This window comes from Pelagibius sp. (genome assembly GCF_965249265.1).
GTDB lineage: Bacteria > Pseudomonadota > Alphaproteobacteria > Kiloniellales > Kiloniellaceae > Pelagibius.
On sequence record NZ_OZ252224.1, the window covers coordinates 71134 to 90572 of the forward strand.

19 protein-coding genes are annotated in these 19439 nt (G+C 64.7%); all 19 read right to left on the reverse strand.

Annotation, left to right across the window (positions count from 1 at the left end; translation table 11 throughout):
• Positions 1–23 precede the first annotated feature (23 nt).
• The 19 genes from ACP146_RS00345 to rplU all read right to left on the reverse strand — a co-directional run bounded on the left by ACP146_RS00345 (position 24) and on the right by rplU (position 19246).
• Positions 24–515: an RNA pyrophosphohydrolase gene (locus tag ACP146_RS00345; RefSeq protein ID WP_422364772.1), complete on the reverse strand. Its 492-nt coding sequence runs from the start codon at positions 513–515 to the stop codon at positions 24–26.
• Complete coding sequence (locus tag ACP146_RS00350; protein ID WP_422364773.1) at positions 515–1858, reverse strand: divergent polysaccharide deacetylase family protein; 1344 nt, start codon at positions 1856–1858, stop codon at positions 515–517. Before ACP146_RS00350 ends, ACP146_RS00345 begins: the two co-directional genes overlap by 1 nt.
• Before the next feature lie 163 nt (positions 1859–2021).
• Positions 2022–3320 carry a S41 family peptidase gene (locus ACP146_RS00355; protein ID WP_422364774.1) on the reverse strand — a complete coding sequence of 433 codons (1299 nt, stop codon included), beginning with the start codon at positions 3318–3320 and terminating at the stop codon, positions 2022–2024.
• Positions 3320–4675, reverse strand: coding sequence for a murein hydrolase activator EnvC family protein (locus ACP146_RS00360; RefSeq protein ID WP_422364775.1), 1356 nt, complete (start codon positions 4673–4675; stop codon positions 3320–3322). The genes ACP146_RS00355 and ACP146_RS00360 overlap by 1 nt, the downstream gene beginning before the upstream one ends.
• Positions 4676–4677: 2 nt before the next feature.
• On the reverse strand, positions 4678–6273 hold the full coding sequence (gene gpmI / locus ACP146_RS00365; RefSeq protein WP_422364776.1) for a 2,3-bisphosphoglycerate-independent phosphoglycerate mutase: 1596 nt from the start codon (positions 6271–6273) through the stop codon (positions 4678–4680).
• Positions 6274–6359: 86 nt separating this feature from the next.
• Positions 6360–6818, reverse strand: a complete 459-nt coding sequence (gene rlmH / locus ACP146_RS00370; protein WP_422364777.1) for a 23S rRNA (pseudouridine(1915)-N(3))-methyltransferase RlmH — start codon at positions 6816–6818, stop codon at positions 6360–6362.
• 114 nt (positions 6819–6932) lie between these two features.
• Positions 6933–7277: a ribosome silencing factor gene (gene rsfS / locus ACP146_RS00375; protein WP_422364778.1), complete on the reverse strand. Its 345-nt coding sequence runs from the start codon at positions 7275–7277 to the stop codon at positions 6933–6935.
• 146 nt (positions 7278–7423) lie between these two features.
• On the reverse strand, positions 7424–8044 hold the full coding sequence (locus ACP146_RS00380; protein WP_422364779.1) for a nicotinate-nucleotide adenylyltransferase: 621 nt from the start codon (positions 8042–8044) through the stop codon (positions 7424–7426).
• Positions 8045–8174: 130 nt separating this feature from the next.
• Positions 8175–9140, reverse strand: a complete 966-nt coding sequence (locus ACP146_RS00385; RefSeq protein ID WP_422364780.1) for an ABC transporter ATP-binding protein — start codon at positions 9138–9140, stop codon at positions 8175–8177.
• On the reverse strand, positions 9137–10111 hold the full coding sequence (locus tag ACP146_RS00390; protein ID WP_422364781.1) for an ABC transporter ATP-binding protein: 975 nt from the start codon (positions 10109–10111) through the stop codon (positions 9137–9139). Before ACP146_RS00390 ends, ACP146_RS00385 begins: the two co-directional genes overlap by 4 nt.
• A complete protein-coding gene (locus ACP146_RS00395) occupies positions 10111–11028 on the reverse strand; it encodes an ABC transporter permease (protein WP_422364782.1) in 918 nt (305 codons plus the stop codon). Before ACP146_RS00395 ends, ACP146_RS00390 begins: the two co-directional genes overlap by 1 nt.
• The gene (locus tag ACP146_RS00400) at positions 11028–12011 is read right to left on the reverse strand and encodes an ABC transporter permease (RefSeq protein WP_422364783.1); all 984 of its coding nucleotides are present in this window, start codon (positions 12009–12011) and stop codon (positions 11028–11030) included. Before ACP146_RS00400 ends, ACP146_RS00395 begins: the two co-directional genes overlap by 1 nt.
• A gap of 110 nt (positions 12012–12121) precedes the next feature.
• Positions 12122–13702, reverse strand: coding sequence for an ABC transporter substrate-binding protein (locus ACP146_RS00405; RefSeq protein ID WP_422364784.1), 1581 nt, complete (start codon positions 13700–13702; stop codon positions 12122–12124).
• A 499-nt stretch (positions 13703–14201) separates the two neighbouring features.
• Positions 14202–15440 carry a glutamate-5-semialdehyde dehydrogenase gene (locus ACP146_RS00410; RefSeq protein WP_422369604.1) on the reverse strand — a complete coding sequence of 413 codons (1239 nt, stop codon included), beginning with the start codon at positions 15438–15440 and terminating at the stop codon, positions 14202–14204.
• A gap of 84 nt (positions 15441–15524) precedes the next feature.
• Entirely contained in the window at positions 15525–16676 is a 1152-nt protein-coding gene (proB, locus tag ACP146_RS00415) for a glutamate 5-kinase (RefSeq protein WP_422364785.1), read from the reverse strand.
• Positions 16673–17710 carry a GTPase ObgE gene (gene obgE / locus ACP146_RS00420; protein WP_422364786.1) on the reverse strand — a complete coding sequence of 346 codons (1038 nt, stop codon included), beginning with the start codon at positions 17708–17710 and terminating at the stop codon, positions 16673–16675. The genes proB and obgE overlap by 4 nt, the downstream gene beginning before the upstream one ends.
• Entirely contained in the window at positions 17707–18285 is a 579-nt protein-coding gene (locus ACP146_RS00425; protein ID WP_422364787.1) for a GNAT family N-acetyltransferase, read from the reverse strand. The genes obgE and ACP146_RS00425 overlap by 4 nt, the downstream gene beginning before the upstream one ends.
• A 130-nt stretch (positions 18286–18415) precedes the next feature.
• Positions 18416–18697, reverse strand: coding sequence for a 50S ribosomal protein L27 (gene rpmA, locus ACP146_RS00430; protein WP_422364788.1), 282 nt, complete (start codon positions 18695–18697; stop codon positions 18416–18418).
• Positions 18698–18700: 3 nt separating this feature from the next.
• The gene (gene rplU, locus ACP146_RS00435) at positions 18701–19246 is read right to left on the reverse strand and encodes a 50S ribosomal protein L21 (protein WP_422364789.1); all 546 of its coding nucleotides are present in this window, start codon (positions 19244–19246) and stop codon (positions 18701–18703) included.
• Between the last annotated feature and the right edge of the window lie 193 nt (positions 19247–19439).

Here is a 19439-nt window from a genome sequence, read left to right on the forward strand (position 1 = left end):
CCCTTGCTCGTTCAGGGGGCGTCTCAGGCCACGAGGTGTCGGAATTCCCGCACGATTTCCGTGTAGAGATCGCGTTTGAACGCGATGGTGAGCGCCGGCAGTTTTTCCAGATCCTCCCAGCGCCAGTCACTGAATTCCGGGTGTTCGGTTTCCAGGTCGATGTCGCTGTCCGACCCGAGAAAGCGCATGACGAACCACTTCTGCTCCTGTCCGCGATAGCGCCCGCGGCGCACCTTCTCGACCAGCTCTGGGGGGAAGTCGTAGCGCAGCCAGTCCGCGCTTTCCGCAATCACCTCCACCTTGTCGGTGCCGATCTCTTCGTGCAGTTCGCGCAGGGCGGCTTGTTGCGGGTCCTCGCCTTTGTCGATGCCGCCCTGGGGCATCTGCCAGGCGTGGGGATTGTCTTTGCTGGCGTCGATGCGCTTGGCGATGAACACACGCCGCTCCGCGTTCAGCAGAACCACCCCGACGCAGGGGCGGTAGGGCAGTTTGGCGATTTGCTCCGCGGTGAGCATCAAGGTTGCTCCTGACGGTCGATCAAGGCGGAAATCGGCGCGATGACGATGCCGCGTGCGGTCAGTTCCGTCGACCACTCGGCGAGGCGGTCCAGGGTCACGGGATAGGGTTGGGCCATGGCGACGGCGAAGCCCTCTGAAAGCGCAATGCGTTCGATCTGCGCCAGTCTGGCGTCAATGGCGACACGGCTGGCCTGACGCTCGTCGATCGCCCGGTTGTTGAAGGCCGAACGCAGGCCGATCTCCAGGGCGATAGCCGGCACTACCGATCGATCCGTGGTGCGGTTGTCGAGAAAGATGAGTCCGCGCGACTTCAGCTCCTTCAGCACCGGTTCCATCTGCTGCAGCGAGGCCGTGAAGCGCGAGCCCATGCTGCCGGCGACACCGACATAGGCGCTGCCGCGGCTGAGTACCCAGTCGAGGCGGTCGAGATTGTCTTCGGCGGAAAGGGACGTCAGCAAGGCCTGGGGCCCGGGGTCGTCGTTGGGAAAGCTCGTCGGCTCCATCGGCAGGTCCAGCATGACCTCATGACCGCGTGCGCGGGCAAGCGCAATCCAACGTTCCAGCCCGCGGGCGTAGGGGCTGAAGGACAGGGTGATGGCGGCGGGCAGGTTGTCGATGGCCGCCTGGGTGGCGGAGTCCGACAGGCCAAGGCCGCTCAGCACCACGGCGACCCGCGGCCGCTCGTCGGCATCGTTGAAAGGTTGACGGTAACGCTGCCAGTAGGGCAGTTCCTCCGGCGACGGCGGGACCAGCGGGACGTTGACCGCTTGTTGATCCTCCACCGTTGGTGCCGCATTTTCCGGCACCGGCTCCGCGTCCAGAACGGATTCGTTGGGCGCGGGTTCATTGGGCCCAGGTTCATCGGGCGCCGTTGCAGCGGTTTGTTGCTGGGCAGCTTGTTCCGGGGCGGTTTGTTCCGGGGCTGTCTCTTCCTGAACTGGCGGTTCGGGCTTTGGCTGCGGGATGGCGATGGTTTCGCTTTCCGGCGCCGGGGGCGTTGCGGCGGTGTCCGGCGCGGTTTCAGCCGGCGATGGTTCCGGGGGCAGTGTCTCTTCAGCCGCGGCGCCTTCCGGCGCTTCTGCTCCATCGGCGGCCTCGGGTGTTGCCGCCGGGTCGGCCCCTTCTTCGGGGGGCAGCGCTGCGGTGGCTTCCGGCAGGGTTTCGGCTTCAGGTGCCGGTGGTGGGGGCGGTGGGGCCGGTACCGCCAGCGTAACCGTATCGACCACCGCGGGTGGCGGCACCGGAGTCAGCAAAAGATAACCCAGGCCGCCACCCAGAGCAGCGAGGGCGATGATCCAGGCGGCGATGAGCAGACGGTTGTTTTTAAGGAACTGGCGCAAGTCGGGCTGCCTCTATACGACAGACCGCGCGTACCCGGGGTACGCGCGGTGCTGTTGCCAGCGAGTTGTCCAGAGACGACTCGTCATATCTCGATACCGGGCTCCCGTCACGGCCCGCTTTCCGGCGCCCCCCCGGCGCCGAATCAGCGTTCGTTTCCTTTCGCTAGTTTACGACACGCCGGTTGTAAAGGGCCAGACCGCGCAGCAGGTCGACGGCACGGGCCAGTTGATAGTCCTGTTCGGCGGCTTCCGACAGCGCGTGGGCCTCCACTTCACCGTCGGTCGCGTCTTCGCTATCCAGGCCGTTTTCGCCGTTGGGATTGTCCAGGGCGCCGCGCAGGTCGGCTTCGCGCCGGCCGGGCCCGGTGGTCTCCTGCTGTTCGATGGTCGCCGCCTCGACCACGATATCGGGGTCGATGCCGAGGGCCTGGATCGAACGGCCGGAGGGCGTGAAGTAGCGCGCCGTCGTCAGACGCATGGCGCCGTTGAGGCCAAGCGGAATGATGGTTTGCACCGAGCCTTTGCCGAAGGAGCGGGTTCCCATGATGATGGCGCGGCGATGGTCCTGCAGGGCGCCGGCGACAATCTCCGAAGCCGAGGCCGAACCACCGTTGATCAGAACCACGATGGGCAGGCCCTCGGCCAGATCACCGTCCTTGGCGTTGAAGCGCTGGGAATCGTCGACCACCCGGCCACGGGTCGAGACGATCTCCCCCTGGCTTATGAAGGCGTCTGAGACGTCGATGGCCTGGTCAAGCAGGCCGCCCGGATTGTTGCGCAGGTCGATGACGAAGCCCTTCAGCTCGCTGCCCAGCTCGGCCTTGATGTCCTCGATGGCTTTCTTCAGGCCCGGCGTGGTCTGCTGGTTGAAGGTCGTGATGCGGATATAGCCGACGTTATCCTCAACCCGGTTGCGCACCGAGCGGATCTTGATGATGTCGCGGGTGATCGTCAGGTCGAAGGGCTCGGAGCCCTCGCGCCGGATGGTCAGCCGTAGATCGGTGTTCACCGGTCCGCGCATCTTGTCGACCGCTTCATTCAGGCTGAGGCCCAGGATGGCTTCGCCGTCCAGGTGGGTGATGAAGTCGCCCGGCTCGACACCGGCGCGGGCCGCCGGGGTGTCGTCGATCGGCGAGACCACCTTCACGAAGCCGTTCTCCATGGTCACCTCGATGCCGAGGCCGCCGAACTCACCCTTGGTCTGTACGCGCATGTCCCCGAAGGAATCGGCGTTCAGATAACTGGAATGCGGATCGAGGGTGGAGAGCATGCCCTGAATGGCGAACTCGATGAGTTGCTCGTCGGTCACCTCTTCGACGTAGTCGGCGCGGACTCTTTCGAAGACATCGCTGAACAGCTTCAGTTGGCGATAGGTTTCCGAACGATCCTCCTGGGCGGAAGACATCGTGGGAAGAATGATAAGAAAAGCGGCCAAAAGGACCGGGATCTGGAGTTTGCGCATTAACCTCGCACCTTGTCATCATTGGTCGCCAGCCAGGGCAGGGGGTTGATTGCCTGTCCTGTGCGGCGAAGTTCCAGGTAGAGCTCCGCACTGCCGCCGGCGAGATCGCTCATCCGAGCGACTGGTTCACCGGCCAGAACCCATTGTCCGACCACGGCATCGATCTGATCGAGACCGGCAAGTATCGTATGATATCGCTCGCCATGGTCGATGATCAAGATTTGCCCATAGCCCCGAAAGGGGCCGGAATAGGCAATTCTGCCGTCAAAGGGGGCCACAATCTGCGCCCCGGGGCGCCCGCGAATAGTGATTCCCTTCGCGGTTTCACCGGCGGTTGAGCCCGCTTGACCATAAAGCCGCACGATCTCTCCGCGCATCGGCATGTTCAGGCTCGCCGGGGTTTCCGGGAAGGCCCGGAGGTTGCTCGGTGGCGCGAGACGGGCGGTTTGCTGGGCTTTTTCGGCGGCCTTGGCCTCTTCGGCCGCCAGCCGCGCGGCCTCGGCCAGGCGTTCTTCCTCGGCCGCCTCGCGCTCGGCGGCGGCCCTTGCTTCCGCCTGGCGCTTTTCTTCGGCCAGCCGGCGTGCTTCTTCCTGGCGCCGCTGCTCGGCGGCTTCGGCCTCCAGGCGCTCCATCAATTCTCTGAGATCACCGGCCTCACGGGCCATCCGCGCGATGCGCTCTTCGGTTTCCTGGCGTTCGCCCTCGGTGCTTTCCTGCAGCGAAGCCTTGCGGGTAAGCAGGGCGGAGAGGCGGTCGCGCTCCGATTTCAGGGCGCCGCGTGCAGCCCCTAGGTCGTCCCGCTTGATGGCGATGCGGGCCCGCAGGATCGCCAGGTCGCCGAGCTCCGCGCGCAGTGCGTCCGCCCGTTCCTCCAGGGCCGGCACGGCAACCTTCAGCAACATTGCCGCCCGGGCGGAATCGATCGGCTGTTCGGCCCGGCCCAGGGCTGCCTCCGGCGGCTGCAGCGCCAAGCGCTGCAAGGCCCCCAGGGTCTGGGCAAGCTGGCTGCGCCGTTTCGCGAGCCGGTCGGTCTTTTCGGCTTCTTCGCGGTCCAGGGCGGCGAGGCTGCGTTCCGCCTCGCCGATCTCGGTTTCCAGGCTTTGGGTCCGGGCCGCGGCGGTGATGGCTCTTTCGCGCAGGGCTTCGACCTCCGCTGTCAGTGCTTGGGCGGCGTTTCTCAAGGTTTCCGCCCGCGCCCGGTCGGCTTCCAGGGAGCGCTCAAGCGCCTGAAGGTCGTCCTGGTTTTGCTGCGCCTGCGCGCCCGCCACGGGCATGACAGCCAGGGCCAGCAGGCAGAAACCGGCAAACCGGAACGGCTGGCGTCGGCGGGCCGCCGAAGGGATGGGAGGCCGCAAGACTATTCCGCAGCCGCCTCGCCGAGCGAGGACTTGGTTTGCAACAGGCTGGTTCCGGTCATTGCCGCGGGGCGCGGCAGATTCATCAGATCCAGGATGGTCGGCGCGATGTCGGCCAAGCGCCCGCCGCTGAGGCCCGTCACCTTTTCGGGGCCGTTGATCAGCAGCAGCGGCACCTTGTTCATGGTGTGGGCGGTATGGGCCTGGCCGGTGCTTTCGTCGGTCATCTGTTCGGCGTTGCCGTGGTCCGCGGTCAGCAGAATGCAGCCGCCGGCCTTCTCCGCCGCTTCCGCCAGACGGCCGACGCAGGTATCGACGCAGGCCACCGCCTTCATGGCGGCGACGAGATCGCCGGTGTGGCCGACCATGTCGCCGTTGGCGTAGTTCACCACCACGAGATCGAAGCGGCCGGAATCGATGGCTTCCACCAGCTTGTCCGTTACTTCCGGCGCCGACATCTCCGGCTGCAGGTCGTAGGTGGCGACATCGGGCGAAGGAACCAGGATGCGTTCTTCGCCGTCGAAGACATCCTCGCGGCCGCCGTTGAAGAAGAAAGTGACGTGGGCGTACTTCTCTGTCTCGGCGATGCGAAGCTGCCGCCTGCCGTGCGCCGCCACGATCTCGCCCAGCGTTCCGGCCAGGTCCTCCGGCGGGAACAGCGTGGCGAGGAAGGGGTCGAGGTCGGTCGAGTAGGAGACCATGCCGACGCGGGCGGCAAAATCCCGCGGCTTGCCGGCATCGAAGCCGTCGAAGGCCGGGTCGAGCAGCACGGTCAGGATTTCGCGGGCGCGGTCGGCGCGGAAGTTGGCTATGAAGAGGCCGTCGCCGTCGGCCATGCCCGGATAGTCGGCAATGACGGTCGGCAGTACGAATTCGTCGTTGGTGTCGGCTGCGTAGCTCTGTTCGACCGCGCTCACGGCGTCACCGGCCTGTTCGCCTTTGCCGTTCATCAGCGCGGCATAGGCTTTTTCGACCCTTGTCCAGCGCTTGTCGCGGTCCATTGCATAGTAGCGCCCGGAGACCGTGGCGATCCCGGCGTTGGGGGCCTTGACCTGGAAGTCCTTGAGGAAGTCGATGGCGCTGCGCGGCGGGGTGTCGCGGCCGTCGAGGAAGGCATGGACCGCCACCGGAATACCGGCGCCCGCCAGCACCTCGGCCAGGGCGGCGATCTGGTCCTGGTGGGAATGCACGCCGCCGGGCGACATCAGACCCATCACATGGGCGGTGCCGCCGGATTGCTTCAACGCGGCGATGGCGTCCTGCAGAGCCTGCATGTCTCTGAAGGAACCATCGGCGATGGCGGCGTCGATGCGCGGCAGGTCCTGCATCACCACCCGGCCGGCGCCGAGGTTCATGTGACCGACCTCGGAGTTGCCCATCTGGCCCTCCGGCAGCCCGACCTCGCCTTCGGAGGCGTCGATCAGGGCGTTGGGCAGTTCCTTCAGCATGCGGTCCAGGTTCGGTGTCGGCCCTTCGCAGATTGCATTGTTCTCGCAGCTCGTACGGTGGCCCCAGCCGTCGAGGATGCAGAGGATGACGGGCCGTGGGCCCGAAGCCTTGTCACTGGCGGGAGCATCTGCGGCTTGCGTCTCTGTCATTCCGGTTTGCCTTTGTTCATCGGCTGCGTCGCGGCGGTTATAGCATGCTTGCGGCAAATTAAGTGTTTACCGGTCAATCCCAATGATCAGCCCCGGTGGTAAGGGTGCCCGGCGAGAATACTCTCGGCGCGGAACAGCTGCTCGGCCAAAAGGCCGCGGACCAGCATATGCGGCCAGGTCAAGCGGCCCAGACAGAGGGTCACATCGGCGGCCTGCCGCGCCGCCTGCGACAGGCCCTCGGCGCCGCCGATCAGAAAAGCCGTTTCCTGGATACCTTCATCGCGCCAGCGCCCAAGCAGGGCGGCGAAGTCGCGGCTGCTGAGATCTTTGCCGCCCTCGTCCAGGGCGATGATCCGGGCGCCGCGCGGCACGGCGGCCAACAGCAGCTTTCCTTCCTGTTCCTTGAGGGCCTGGGCTTTCAGGGCGCGGCGCTCCTCGACCTCTTTGAGGGTGAGGTGGCTGCGCAGACGGCCCGCGTAGTGGTCGTAGAGGTCTCTAGCAGCGCCGGGTTTGGCCTTGCCGATGGCTGCCAGGGTAATGCGCATTTTCCGCAACCAATTCCACCGACCGGGGGACCGGGAGCCCTTTCAGGCCGACCGTCCGGGGCCGGATATCGCCGGGAGTATGCTCCCGCGAGGTTTATCGTTCCCGCTGTCCGGTCAGGCTGAGCCGGCAGGGGTCTCCGCATCCTCTTCGACTGCCTGCAGGTTTACGCCCCACATCTTTTCCAGATTGTAGAACTCCCTGACTTCCGGGCGGAAGAGGTGGACGATCACATCGCCGCTGTCGATCAGAACCCAGTCGCAACGTTCCAGCCCCTCGGCGGCGATGCCGTGCACGCCCGCGGCTTTCAGCTTCTCACGCAGATGCTGGGCCATCGCGCTGAGCTGCCGCTGGGAGCGGCCGCTGGCGATAACCATGAAGTCTGCGATGCTGGATTTGTCGGCGAGTTCGATGACGACGATGTCGTCGGCCTTGTCGTCCTCGAGAGAGGACTGAACCAAGTTCAGCAGGCGCCGGCTCTGTGCGAGCGCGTCCTGCTTGTCGGCCGCAATGGCCCCGGTGTCTTGCAGTATGACTTTAGGCCTCCTGTCTGTTGGTACGCTGGCTATCAGACCTTTCCCGCTACTGCCTGCAGCCGGCCATGGCCTTAGCCGTCCGATGTTGCCCGGATATCGGTCGCTGACTGGGGATTCAAGCGGCAACGAATGAACACCCACGCCGGCGGCCGCTCCTCCGCCAAGCGCCTCGCCGAAGCCTCGTTGAGGCGGTACCGGGCGAAGGAAAGCGCTGCTCTTCCAGACAACGCCCTGAAAGAATAGGAGGGGCGGTCGAAAACCGCAACGGCTACGGTATTAAAGATTTGCTGCCAATTCTGCCAATTATGAACTTGAATCAAGTTATCTGCGCCCATGAGCCAGACGAAGCGGACCTTGGGCAGCAGGCGGGTCAGCGCCAGCAGGGTGTCGGCGGTGTAGGCGGTGCCCAGGGCCGTTTCCAGTCCGGTGGGCAGGATCCGTGGGTCCTCGGCGGCGGCCCGGGCGGTCGCCAGGCGTTCGTCCAGCGGGGCCATGCCGACCGTCGATTTCAAGGGATTCTGCGGTGAAACCAGCCACCAGACAGAGTCGAGATCGAGGCGCCGCAGGGCTTCCCGGCTGATCTCCAGGTGGCCGTCATGGGCCGGATTAAAGGAGCCGCCGAGCAGGCCGACACGGCTGCCCGGCGCCGGGACGCGGCCCGCCAGGGCGGCGCCCAGGCCGGCGGGGGTCAACGGAGTGTATGGCTTAGACGAGCTGCGCGGGATCATGCGGATTGTGGCTTGGTTGTCGCCAGGCAGTTTGCGGGGCGTTGGCGGTCCTTTCAATCAGAACCGCAAAGCCTGCCGTCTTTGGCTGACTGCTCTATTCGGCCAAGTGACAGGCGACACGGCTGTCGCCCAGGGTCCGCATCTCCGGGCGCTCCAGTGTACAACGGGCAACGGCTCTCGGGCAGCGCGGATGGTAGGCGCAGCCCGACGGCGGATTGATAGGGTCGGGGATCTCGCCCTTAGGAGGCTCCACCTCGCGCCCGAAGCCGTCAAGCTTCGGCGCCGCCGCAAAAAGCATCTGCGTATAGGGATGCTTTGGGTCCGAAAACAGCACGTCGCGCGGCGCCTCCTCGACCAGCCGGCCGAGGTAGAGCACGCCGATGCGGTCCGCCATGTGTTCGACGACGGTCAGGTCGTGGCTGATGAACAGATAGGTAAGGCCGAATTCCTCCTTCAGGTCGCTCATCAGGTTCAACACCTGTGCCTGCACCGAGACGTCAAGGGCTGAAGTGGGTTCATCGCAGACGATCAACTTGGGTTCCGATGCGAGCGCCCGGGCGATGCATATACGCTGCCGCTGACCGCCCGAAAACTCGTGCGGATACTTGCCGGCATCGGCGGCGGAGAGACCAACCTGCTCCAAGAGCCGTTCGGCCAGGCCGTCTGCTTTACCGCCGCGCGCGGTGACCGGCTCGGCTATGATGTCACGCACCCGCCAGCGCGGATTCAGGCTGGCATAGGGATCCTGGAACACCATCTGGATGTCGGTGCGGATTTTCTCGACACGCTGGCGGTCGCTGTTGCGGGCGAGGTCGATCCCCTCGATCTCTATGGCCCCGCTTGAGGGCGGCAGGAGGTGAACGATCATCTTGCCGATGGTCGACTTGCCCGAGCCGCTCTCGCCAACCAACGCATAGACGCTGCGCTCTTCGATGTCGAAGCTGACATCGGAGACGGCCTGCAGGAAGGCTTTCGGTTTTCCCTCGAGCAGGCGATTCAGCCAGGGTTTGGAAACGTCGAAAATCCGTGTCAGGTGCATGACCGAAACCAGCGCTCTCATGCTACGGGCTCTCTAGCAAACCAGCAGGCCGCCCGGCCGCCCCCGGCAGCAAGAGTCGGGCCCGGCTCCTTGCGGCAGCGCTCCGCCGCCTGGGGACAGCGCGGATGAAAGGCGCAGCCCTCCGGCAGCCGAGACAGGGGCGGCATGGCGCCGGGAATCTGGTTGAGCCGTTTCAGGCCCTTGGAGGCGAGCGGCGTAGAAGCCATGAGGCCGGTTGTATAGGGATGGGCCGGGCGCGTCAGAACGTCTCTTACGGCGCCGATTTCAGCCAGCCGGCCGGCATACATGACCGCGACGCGGTCGACGGCCTCGGCGATGACCCCCATGTCGTGGGTGACCAGCATGACCGCGGTGCCGCGTTCCCGGCAGAGCTGCTTCAGCAGAGCGATGATCTGGGCCTGCACCGAAACGTCGAGGGCGGTTGTCGGCTCGTCGGCAATCACCAATGCGGGTTCGGCGCAGAGCGCCAGGGCGATGACGACACGTTGGCGCATGCCGCCGGAGAATTCGTGCGGGTAGCTGCCGATGCGTGCGGCGGCGGCCGGGATGCCGACTTCCTCCAACGCGGCGACGGCGCGGCTTTCGGCCTCGGCCCGGCTGACCGGCAAGTGTTCCAGAATGGTCTCCGCAATCTGCTCACCGATGGGCAAAAGCGGATTGAGTGATGTGAGGGGGTCCTGGAAGACCATGCCGATCTGTTTCCCGCGCACGCGTCGCAGACGATCCTTGGTCAGATTGTCGATGCGCGTACCGTTCAGCAGGATCTCTCCGCTGGCGATATGGGCCGGCCGGTCGAGCAGGCCGATCACGGCGTTGCCGGTCATCGACTTGCCGGCGCCGCTTTCCCCGACCACGCCCAGGATCTCGCCGGGGGCGATGTCGAAGCTGACCCTGTCAACGGGCCGCAGCACGGCATGGCGGGTCGGTATTTCGACCACCAGCTCGCGAATGGATAGGACGGCCTCCGCCATCACCGCAGCCTCGGGTTCAAGACGTCGCGCAGCCAGTCGCCCAGCAGGTTAACCGACAGGGCAAGCACCAGAAGGGTGACGGCCGGGAAGAACAGAATCCACCACTCGCCGGAGAAGAGGAAGCCCTGGCCGATACGGATCAGGGTGCCGAGGGACGGCTGGGTCGGCGGTGCCCCGACACCCAGGAAGGAGAGTGTGGCCTCAGCGATGATAGCGAGGGCGAGGCTGATGGTGGCGATCACCAGAACCGGGCCCAAGACGTTGGGCAGGATGTGTCGCAGCATAATGCCCACCGCTTTGCGGCCATTGAGACTGGCGGCCTGGACATAGTCCTTTTTTCTCTCCACCAGGGTGGCGCCCCGTACGACACGGGCGAACTGCACCCAGTCCGAAAGTCCGATGGCGAAGATCAGCACCCAGATCGCCATCTGGTCGCGCAGATGTACGGGGGTGAAGCCCTTCGCGATACCGAAGATCAGCATGGCCACCAGGATGGCCGGAAACGTGAGCTGCACGTCGGCGATGCGCATGATCACGGTGCCTACCGTGCCGCCGGAATAGCCGGCGATCAGTCCCAGTGTGACACCCAGCACCATGGCAAAAAGGACAGCGCAGAAGCCGACGAAAAGCGATATCCGCATGCCGTAGAGAATGGTCGAGAAGACGTCGCGCCCCTGATCGTCTGTGCCCAGCCAGAAGGCGTCGCCGGTGAAGGCGTTGGGCTGCATCGGCTTCGAGAAGCCGTTCATCAGGTTGAGCGAGGAGGGATCGAAGGGGTTATGGGGTGCAACGAGCGGCGCAAAGACAGCCCCCAGCACCAGCACCAGGACGACGAAGAAAGATACGACAGCCGTGGGCGAGCGCCGAAAGGACCACATGAAATCGGACTGCCAGGCCCGGGAAAGCTGGCTCTCCATTATGCCGTTGCTTTCGTGTTGTCACCGCGCAGGCGGGGATCGATGACGAAGTAAAGCATGTCGACGATCAGGTTTATGCCGACAAACATCACCGATATCAGCATCAGATAGGCGGCCATGACCGGAATATCGACGAACTGGATGGCGTTGATGAACAGCAGCCCGACCCCTGGCCATTGGAAAACCGTTTCGGTGATGATCGCAAAGGCGATGATGGAGCCGAGTTGCAGGCCGGTCACGGTGATGACGGGTACCAGCGTGTTTTTGAGGGCGTGGCGGAAGAGAACGGACTTTTCACGCAGGCCCCGCGCCCGTGCAAACCGGATATAGTCCTGGCGCAAAACCTCCAGCATCTCCGAGCGCACCAGCCGCATGATCAGGGTCATCTGATAGAGGCCCAGGGTAATCGACGGCAGGATCAGGGCCTTTAGGCCCGATTCCGTCAGAAACCCGGTGCGCCACCAGCCCAGGTCCACGACATCGCCGCGCCCGAAGCTGGGCAGCACGTTCAGTTCGACCGCAAAGAGATAAATCAGCAGAATTCCGATCAGGAATGTGGGCAGCGATACGCCGACCAGCGACAAGGTCATGATGGTGTTTGCGGCCCAACCGTCCTTCCTGATCGCCGTAAAGACGCCGAGGATCAGCCCAAAGACAATCGCCAGCACGGCGGAGACGGCGGCCAGCTCCAGGGTCGCAGGCAGACGCTCGGCGATGATGTCGGCGACCGGCCGGCCCTGGCGATAGCTGACGCCGAAGTTGCCCTGAACCGCCCCTTCAAGAAAACGCAGGTACTGTATCGGGAAAGGCTGGTCGAGCCCCAGATTGCTGCGCAGCCGTTCGATGTCGGCGCCGGTGCGCTCCTGTCCCAGCATGTTGTCTATGGGATCGCCCACGAAGCGGAACATGGAAAAGGCGACCAGACCGACGACCAGCAGGACGACGAAGGACTGGAAAAACCGGCGAATGGTGAAGGCGAGCATGGAGTCAGTTGGCGGCTATGGTCTGGAAAGTCCGGCGTAAAAAACAGCCCGGCCGGGTCGGTGGCGGGAAGCCCCGGAACTGAATCCGAGAGCTTCCCGCGCTGTTTCCGCTAGTTGAACTTGAAGTACTTGAACTTGGCCGTGTCCTCCGGGTCGACAATGGTGTCGACTTTGGCTGACATGCCCCAGTTCAGCACCTGATGGTGGATCGGGATGTAGAGCACCTCGTCCTGCACAACCGACCAGATATTGGCGATCATCAGGTTGCGTTCTTCCAGATTGGTCTCCGAAGCCAGCCGCTGAATTTGCTGATCGAGTTCGGGGTTGGAGAAACGCGTACCGTTCCAGGAACCGTACTTCTCGCCCTTGGTATGGGCCAGGAAGTTGAAGATGTACTCCGAATCGTAGGTCGGCACGCCCCAGCCGAGCATGTAGAAGTCGGTCTCTAGGTTGTTGATCAAGGGGAAGTGCTGTGCTTTGGGCTTGGCATCGAGGCGCACATCGACACCGATCTGGGCCAGCATGCCAACCGCAGCCTGGCAGATCGCTTCATCGTTGATGTAGCGGTCGTTCGGGCAATCGAGCTGGATCGAGAACCCGGCGGCGTAACCCGCGTCGGCCATCAGCGCCTTGGCTTTGGCAACGTCGTTGGCCGGCAGGCTGTCGAGGTCTTCCGTCCAGCCGTTCACGAAGGGCGGCATGGCGACACCGGCGGGGATTGACTGACCGCGCATGACCACCTGTTTGATGGCATCGCGGTTGATGGCCATGTTCATGGCTTGCCGCACCCGCTTGTCAGCGAAGGGGTTCTTGCCGTCGACATTGTCGGCCGTCAGGTCGGCGTCACCCTGGTTCATACCGAAGAAGATAACCCGGTTCTGCGGTGCCGTGATGACCTTCAGGCCGTCGGTGGAGCCGACGCGCTGCAGGTCCTGCACGGGAACGTCTTGGATAAAGTCGACCTCGCCGGACAACAGGGCCGCGACGCGGGTCGCCGCATTCTGGATGGGGGTGTAGACGATCTCCGTCACCTCCATCGGGAATTCGTCCTTGCCCCAGTAGTTCTCGTTCATGGCGAGGACGGTCTTGGCATCCGGCTCGCGGCTGACCAGCTTGTAGGGGCCGGTACCGTTGGCGTTGCGGGCGGCAAAGGTGTCCTCGCCACCTTCGTAGTCCTGAACCTTGACGGCGTTGTTCGCCTCGGCCCAACCCTTGTCGATGATGAAGAGGTTGGTCAGGTTCGACGGCATGATCGGATTGGGACCGTCGGTGACGATCTCGAAGCTGTACTTTCCGTTCGCCCGGACCTCTTTCACCGAGGCCAGCAGTTCCTTGAAGTCGCTGTCCGGGGTCATGGCGCGATTGAAAGAGAAGACCGCGTCCTCGCTGTCGAACTCGGCCCCATCGTGGAAGGTGACGCCTTCGCGCAGCTTGAACACCCAGACGTTGGGGTCCTCCTCGCTGGGCGCCCATTCAGTGGCCAGGGCCGGGACGATCTTGCCGGTCATGTCACGGATCACCAGAGGCTCCATGATCTGGTGGGCAAGCGCCGAGGTTGGCCCCTCGTTCTGTGCATGGGGGTCAAGGGTAAGGCTGTCACCCGCCCGCGTCCAGCGAAGGGTGTCGGCCATTGCGAAGCTACTGGTGCTGGCCAGCAGGACTGCCGCCAGCAAAGCTGTTCTGGATTTCATTCTTGTTCTCCCTGCTACTACAACTGTTGGTTTTGCGTCATGCTGTCAGCAACCGGACGGAAGGTCCAGGACGGTATTGCCGCTTTTGAGGCGGATTGGCTGAAAGTCTCTCATCAGGCAGGAGCCCCGGACATCGGTTCTAGAACCGGGCTACGGTTTCTTCGGTAATCAGGCTTGGCCACCCAAGTCGGTGACGTTAACCAAAATCCGCTAGCCAAAGTCCGCCGGGGAATCGCTTCGCCAGGCGGACCAAGGACGGTCCAGCGCCTGCTTTTGTCCGATGATCTTTAGCTCAAACCAACCCCGCCATGGTCTCTTGCTGTCCTGTTCCCTGTTCTTGTTGTGGCTGCCTTTGCGGCTTGTGCGCCTATTCGTAACGCAGCTAGGGCGGCTATATCGCGCCCAATCTGACTCTGCAAGCTACATAGCCGCAGAATTGTATGTCAACGAACAATGCCTTTGCTGATAAAGGCGTTTGCACCGCCCCTTTTCCGGGCGATCAGGGCCTGACCTGGCCGCTGCCAACAACCTTGTATTTGTAGCTGGTCAGCTGTTCGGCGCCGACCGGGCCGCGGGCGTGCATCTTGCCGGTCGAGATGCCGATCTCCGCGCCCATGCCGAACTCGCCGCCGTCGGCGAACTGGGTCGAGGCGTTGTGCATCACAATTCCGGCATCGACCTCGTTGAGGAAGCGTTCGGCAGCCGCGGCGTCCTCGGCGATGATGGCCTCGGTGTGATGGGACCCGTGCCGGTTTACGTGATCGATGGCCTCGTCCGGGCCCGCGACCACCTTCACCGCGATGACCGGCGCCAGATATTCGGTGTCCCAGTCCTCCGCCGTGGCGGGCGCCACGCCTTCAACGGCGGCCTGGGCCGTTTCATCGCCGCGGATGGCGCAGCCGGCCGCTTGCAGGGCCGAAAGCAGGGCCGGTAGCTGGCTGTCGGCCAGGGCGGCATCGACCAGCAGCGTCTCGGTGGCGCCGCAGATGCCGACGCGACGCATCTTGGCGTTTACCACCAAATCGCGGGCCATGGCGGGATCGGCGGAAGCGTGCACATAGGTATGTACCATGCCGTCGAGGTGGGAGAAGACCGGCACCCGGCTTTCCCGCTGCACCCGCTCGATCAGGCCGCGCCCGCCGCGGGGCACGATGACATCCACCGTATCGCTCATGGTCAGCAGCATGCCGACGGCCGCCCGGTCGGTGGTGGGAATGCGCTGGATAGCCGCTTGCGGCAGCCCGGCTTCGGCCAGCCCCTTTTGCAGGCAGTCGAGGATGGCGCCGGAGGAATGAAAGCTCTCAGAACCGCCGCGCAGGATGGCGGCATTGCCGGACTTCAGGCAGAGCGCGCCGGCATCGGCGGTCACATTGGGGCGGCTTTCGTAGATGATGCCGATGACGCCGAGAGGCACGGAAACCCGGGCGATCTTCAGGCCGTTGGGCCGGTCCCATTCGGCCAGCACCCGGCCCACCGGATCGGGGAAAGAGGCGATGTCCTCCAGGCCCCGGGCCATGGCCTCGATGCGCTCCGGCGTCAGCTCCAGGCGGTCCAGCAGGGCGGCGGTCATGCCCTTGTCGCGGCCGGCGGCCATATCCCGGGCATTGGCCCCTTCAATAACCGCGTGGCTGTCGCGGATCGCCTTGGCGGCGGCCAAAAGGGCCTGCTGCTTGGCTTCCGGCCTCGCCTGCGCCAGTTCGGCCGCGGCCGCGCGGGCGTTGCGGCCCAGAGCGGCCATCTGGTCCTGCAAAGAATCCTGCTGCCCATTGTGTTGTAGGGGGGCTGCCTCGGCGGACATCTTCTCGTTCTCCCAAATCCGGCTTTATGACACCACGAGGTCGTCGCGGTGGACCAGCTCTTCCCGGCCACGGTAGCCGAGAATGGCTTCGATTTCACGGCTCTTGTGGCCGATGATACGGCGCGCGTCGGCGGCGGAATAAGCGGCCAGGCCGCGGGCGATCTCCCGCCCCGTCCCATCGCAGACCTGTACCGCGTCGCCGCGCTGAAAGCTGCCCTCTACGGCGGTGACACCCGCAGGCAGCAGCGACTTTCCGTCGCCCAGCGCCTTGAGTGCGCCGTCGTCGAGCAGCAGCTTGCCGCTGGGTTTCAGGCTGCCGGCGATCCAGCGCTTGCGCGCCGTGCGCGGTTCGACCGAGGCCAGGAACCAGGTGCAGCGGGCACCCTCCATCACAGCGGCCAGCGGATTGAGGCGCCGTCCGTCGGTAATCACCATGCGGCAGCCTGCGCCGGTCGCCACCTTGGCCGCCATCAGTTTGGTCACCATGCCGCCGCTGGAATAGTCGCTGGGCGCGGCTCCGGCCATGGCCTCGATCGCCGGGGTGACTTCCGCCACCTCGGGAATGAAGTCCGCCTGGGGGTTGCTGCGCGGATCGGCGCTGTAAAGCCCGTCGATATCGGAGAGCAGCACCAGGGTGTCGGCCCCCAGCATGGCCGCCACCCGGGCGGCGAGACGGTCGTTGTCGCCGACCCGGATTTCGCTGGTCGCCACGGTGTCGTTCTCGTTGATCACCGGCAGGGTGCGCAGCTTCAGCAGGGTGTTGAGGGTTGAGCGCGCGTTCAGGTGGCGCCGCCGTTCCTCCGTATCGTCCAGGGTCAGCAGGATCTGGGCGACGGTGATGTCGTGGCGCGCCAGGGATTCCTGATAGGCATGGGCGAGGCGGATCTGGCCGGTGGCCGCGGCGGCCTGCTTTTCCTCCAGCTTCAAGGCGTTCTGGGTCAGCCCCAGGTGGCGCCGGCCCACGGCGATAGCGCCGGAGGAAACCAGCACCACCTCGCAGCCCGCGGTGGACAGGGCCGCGACATCGTCGCTGAGCGCATCCAGCCAGTCGCGGCGGACCGCGCCGCTTGCCTCGTCGACCAGCAGGGCCGAGCCGATCTTCACGACCAGCCGCCGGGCCCGGCGCAGGTCATGATGCCCGGCCGCCAGGGGCGCTTCTGCAGAGTCGGTACTCACGGCTGATATCCCGCAGCGGTGATCTCCTCACCGGCCTCGGCGGCGCGGGCCGCTTCGATGTGTTGGAGCAGACGGGCCAGGACTTCATCCACGCCCTCCCGGCTGGCGCCGGAGAGCAGCAGCACTTCCGCCCCCGATGCGGCTTGCAGGGCGGCCTGCTTCTCGGCGCGTTCTTCCGGGGTCAGGGCGTCGATCTTGTTGAGTCCGACCACCTCCACCTTATCGGCCAGCGCGCCGCCATAGGCGGTCAGCTCTGTCCGGATGGTCCGATAGGCGCCGACGACGTCCTCCTGCGTCCCGTCGATCAGGTGCAGCAGCACGCCGCAGCGTTCGACGTGACCGAGGAAACGGTCGCCGAGCCCGGCGCCCTCGTGGGCACCCTCGATCAGGCCGGGGATGTCGGCGACGACAAAGTCCGCCTCGCCGACGGTCACCACGCCCAGGTTGGGGTGCAGGGTGGTAAAGGGATAGTCGGCGATCTTGGGTTTGGCGCGGGAGACCACGGATAGGAAGGTCGACTTGCCGGCATTCGGCAGGCCCACCAGCCCGGCATCGGCGATCAGCTTCAGGCGCAGCCAGACCCAGAGTTCCTGGCCCGGCCAGCCCGGATCGGCGCGGCGCGGCGCCTGGTTGGTGGAGGACTTGAAACGGGCATTGCCGAAGCCGCCGTCGCCGCCGGTCAGATAGACGACGCGCTGGCCTTCTTCGGTCAGGTCGAGCAGCACCGTCTCCTTGTCCTCGTCCAGCACCTGGGTGCCGACCGGGACCTTGATGACCAGGGGTTTGCCGGCGGCGCCGGTCATGTTCTTGCCCTTGCCGCCTTCACCGCGGGGGGCCTTGAAGTGCTGGCGGTAGCGAAAGTCGATCAGCGTGTTAAGGCTGTTGACCGCCTCGAAGACGATATCGCCGCCGCGCCCGCCGTCGCCGCCGTCGGGCCCGCCGAACTCGACGTACTTCTCGCGCCGCATGGACATGCAGCCGTTACCGCCGTCACCGCTTTTCAAAAAGATCTTGGCCTCGTCGAGGAACTTCATGACGCCTCTTCCATCTCTGCCCGCCAGACCGCCCGGGGCAGAACCAGGCGCTTGGAGACTACGAAGTCCTGCCGCGCCTCGCTCCAGGTTTTTTCGTCTTCGACCGGTTGAAAGCCGCATTTGGCCAGGACCCGGCCGGAGGCCGGATTGTCGCTGAAGTATCCGGATGTCAGTCCGCTGAGTTGCGGATGCGCGAAGGCCTGCGCCACCAGGGCGCTCGCGGATTCGGTCGCCAGACCTTGGCCCCAGACCCCGGGCGTCAGCCAATAGCCGATCTCCGCCGTGTCCGGGCCCTGTGCGTCCGGATTGTTGCGGCGCAGGCTGATCGCGCCGACGGATCCGCCTTCAAGGGCAATGCAGAAGATCGCTTCGCCATGCCGCTCTTCGGCCACGCCATGGCTGGCGATCCATTCCGCTGCCGCCCCGGCCGGGTAGGGATGGGGGATGCGTGTGGTCATACGGGCGATATCCCAGTTCGCGACATCGGTCTGGACAACGGCGGCATCGGCTTCTTCAAAGGGCCGCAGCACCAGCCGCTTCGTCTCGATACGCTTTCGTTCGATCCGCCAAGTCATGGCTTCAAAAGTCCCTGACGCGGCCCCGGAGGTTTGGAGAGGCCAAAAAGAAAGAAGGGAGATGGCGACCCATCTCCCTCCTCTTTAATCGGCTGTTCCAGATGGGCGCCCCGGTGGGCACCCACCGGCGTTATTCAGCAGCACTCGGGGACGGCTGTTCTGCAGCCTCGACCGACACATAAGTCCGTCCACCGGTCTTGGTCTGAAAGGAGACCGCGCCATCAATCTTGGCGAAAATCGTGTGGTCCTTGCCGATGCCGACATTGCGGCCCGGATGGAACTTGGTGCCGCGCTGGCGCACCAGGATGTTGCCGGCCAGAACCGTCTCACCGCCGAACTTCTTCACGCCGAGACGGCGGCCTGCGGAATCGCGACCGTTGCGTGAACTGCCGCCTGCTTTTTTATGAGCCATGGCTTAGTCGTCCTTCTTCTTGGCCGCAGCCTTTTTCGCCGGTGCCTTCTTGGCCGCAGCCTTCTTAGCCGGGGCCTTCTTGGCTGCCGCCTTTTTAGCGGTGGCTTTCTTGGCCGGCGCCTTTTTCTCGGTTTTGGCACCATCGGAGTCTGCTGCGGCGGGGGCCGCCTCGGCATCGTCCTTGGGCGCTTCCTTCTTCGGCGCGGCCTTTTTGGCCTTGGCAGCCGCCTTCTTGCCGTCGGTCAGGATGTCGGTGATCTTCACCACCGTCAGGTCCTGGCGGTGGCCGTTGGTCCGCCGATGGTTCTTGCGCCGCTTCTTCTTGAAGATCAGCACCTTATCGCCGCGGGTCTGCTCAACGACCTCGGCTGCGACGCTGGCCCCTTCGACGAAAGGCGCGCCGGCCTTGGTCTCGGCGCCCTCGCCGACCATAAGCACGGAATCGAAAGACAGGACCTCACCGGCCTCGCCTTCGAGTTTTTCGATGACGATCACATCGTCTTTGGCGACTTTGTACTGCTTGCCGCCCGTCTTAATCACTGCAAACATTTTGCTGGCTCGCTGATCTTCGGCTCGACTGCCCCTTGGAACGCGGGATTCCGCCATTTTCCGGGGGCGTCAACATAGAGCACCGCGGTCCGAAGATCCGCGGTTATTGGGCGCGCACTATAGCCCCGCCGCCCCGCCTGTCAACGCCCTTTTTGGGGCTTTTCCCAGTGTCTTTCGGCTGTCTTTCGGGCCT